Source organism: Paenibacillus sp. FSL R7-277 (assembly GCF_000517965.1).
Classification (GTDB): domain Bacteria; phylum Bacillota; class Bacilli; order Paenibacillales; family Paenibacillaceae; genus Paenibacillus_AQ; species Paenibacillus_AQ silagei.
Window position 1 is genome coordinate 1 of record NZ_ASPX01000011.1, and the last position, 2,639, is coordinate 2,639.

Here is a 2,639-nt window from a genome sequence, read left to right on the forward strand (position 1 = left end):
ATGGTTGGGTGGGGGTGGGAGTGGTGGCGGAAGGGTTGGGGGGCAAGAGGAGTATGGGAGTGGTGAGAGAGGAGCTGGGGGCCAAGAGGAGTATGGGAGAGGTCGGGGAGGAGTAGGGAGACAAGGCGGGAATGAGAGAGATGGAGAAGGAGCTGGGGGGCAGGGTGAATATGGGAGTGGTGGCGAAGGAGCTGGAAGGCAAGAGGAGGATGGGAGTGGTGGGGTTGGAGTTGGAGGGCAAGAGGAGTATGGGAGAGGTGAGAGAGGAGCTGGGGGGCAAGAGGAGTATGGGAATGGTGGGGGAGGAGCTGGGGAGCAAGAAGAGTATGAGCGTGGAGGGCCAGGAGTTGAGGAGCGAGAGGAGTATGGGAGTGGTAGTGTAGGAGTTGGAAGGCAGGGTGAGTATCGGAATGGTGGGGATGAGTTTGGAAGTTTAGGTGGTGGAGGAAGGGAGCTGCGGGGGGCTGCAGGGGTTCTGCGGACCACTGCGGTGCGGGCGTTGTATAGTCTGGGACTGGACAGCGGCGAGGTGGAGCTGCGGGCCATGGGCGGGCGGCGGTACATGGTGACAGGCATCACTCCGGTGCTGCCTGAGCCCGCAGGAGCGCTGCCTGAGCCGTACCGTTCAGCATCCGCAGCGCTTGCGCGGATGCTTGACAGTGAGCAGCCGGGCCGGCCGGGGCTGCTCATGGGCATGGACCCGGAGTTCCTGCTGCTCCGGGAATCCTCTGGCCGCGTCGTGCCGGCGTCGCGGTACCTGCCTATGGACGGCGTCGCGGGCTGCGACGCCGGACCCCCGGGAACGCGCGGCGTGTTCCCGGTGGCGGAGCTGCGCCCCGCGCCGCGCGGGGAACCGCGCGCGCTGCTGGCGCAGCTGATGTCCGCCGCACGCGAGGCGGACCGGCTCATTGCCGACCGCTCGCTGCGCTGGCGGGCGGGAGGTATGCCGCTGCGGGGCTGGGCCCTCGGCGGCCACCTGCACTTCAGCGGCGTCACGCTGTGTGCGCCGCTCTTGCGCGCGCTAGATAACTATCTGGCGCTGCCCTTGTTCCTGCTGGAGGACATCCGGGCTGCGGCCCGGCGTCCCCGCTATGGCGTGCTCGGCGATTTCCGCCCTCAGCCGCATGGCGGCTTCGAGTACCGGACCCTGCCGAGCTTCCTGGTCTCCCCGGTCATCGCCAAAGGCGCGGTCTGTCTGGCTCACCTGATCGTGAGCCATTATGAAGACCTGCCGCTGCGCCCGCTCGACCGGGAAGACCTGCATGCCGCCTTCTACAGCGGCGGCAAATCTCCTCTGCGCACAGCCTGGCCTCCCCTGGAGGCGCAGCTGCGCGCACTGGGCGGCTACGCAGCCGCCGCCCGGTGGATTGATCCGCTGCTGCGCGCCATAGCGGAGCAGCAGAGCTGGGATGAGTCGCGGGATATCCGCGGCTCCTGGGTGCGGAGCGCCCCGCCGGACTCCGGGGCGCTGCCTTCCGGGCGGGCGGATGCATATCAATAGGGCCCGCCGCCCGTCAAATCCCGATAGCCGCCAGTTACAGCTTTTCTGCACCGCTAGGTGTGGGAAGCTCTAACTATGGCGGCTATATTTTTAAACAAACAATCGTACTCATATACTCCGCTCAACTACTCTAAATTACTCCAAGTTCTCTAAATTACTCTGAATACTTAAGTTAGTCAACCAATCATCCCCTTCAAACGTGTGCCCATCCATGAAACTTCGTTTGGAGCGAACATTCAGGGACAGGTGCATTGCGATAGGTGTACTCTGTACAACTATACACACTTCTAAAGAGCCTTTTTCCCTTCTAAGTGTAGTCTGTACAACTAAATTTGCCCGAATCGCGAGAACCCGGGTTCAGATGGATTTTTAAATGTACAAACTACAACTAAACGGATAATCGGTGGAATATCGGACGATTTAGTTGTATGAATTACAATTAAGCTTAACGCCCAATACAACTTACTATTCTAATCACGCTATCGCAACTACATGGGTCTGGTGAAGTAATTAACGAAGTGAATATCAAAGTGATTGCATTTACTACAGCAGAATCGCCGTTTCCCAGTGCTGAGATTCATTCTGATGTAGTTCGTACATTAGATTTCCAGGATTTGGTCCGAAAACTCTCCTTTTAAGGATTTCTACTGTACAAAGTGCAACAGATCCTATTTTTCAGCTAATCACAGGGCCATCTAATGCACAAACTACAATAGAATAAAAAAACTGCCGGGAACACTCTTCACCATACTTGACTATGCCTGCCTGAGCCTCCGTCACCATATTTCGCACTCACACCTGCATCCGCATTTGCCACTTCACACTCGCACTCGCGTATACGCATCTGGACCAAGCATTCTCACCTGTATTCCCGTCACATATGGCCCGCACTCTGACCAAATATTCTCAGCTGCACTTACAGGCTCACCCACATCCCATACTGATTTTTTGACCAGCATTCGTAAACATACACATTACACTCTCATCTACACCTAACATTCGTAAACATACACATTACACTCTCATCTACACCTAACAAGCTACTCACGTCCGCCCTCACATCCTCACCCACATCTTCGCCCGCCCCAGCATCCCGCCTCAACCCGCCCTTACACCCGCCCCAACATCTCCACATTCC

The 2,639-nt window shown here is 57.7% G+C and carries 1 protein-coding gene; it reads left to right on the forward strand.

Annotation, left to right across the window (positions count from 1 at the left end; translation table 11 throughout):
* The coding region (locus C173_RS06520; protein WP_155991312.1) for a putative amidoligase domain-containing protein at nucleotides 1-1,501 on the forward strand (1,501 nt) is incomplete at its 5' end.
* Nucleotides 1,502-2,639: the final 1,138 nt, after the last annotated feature.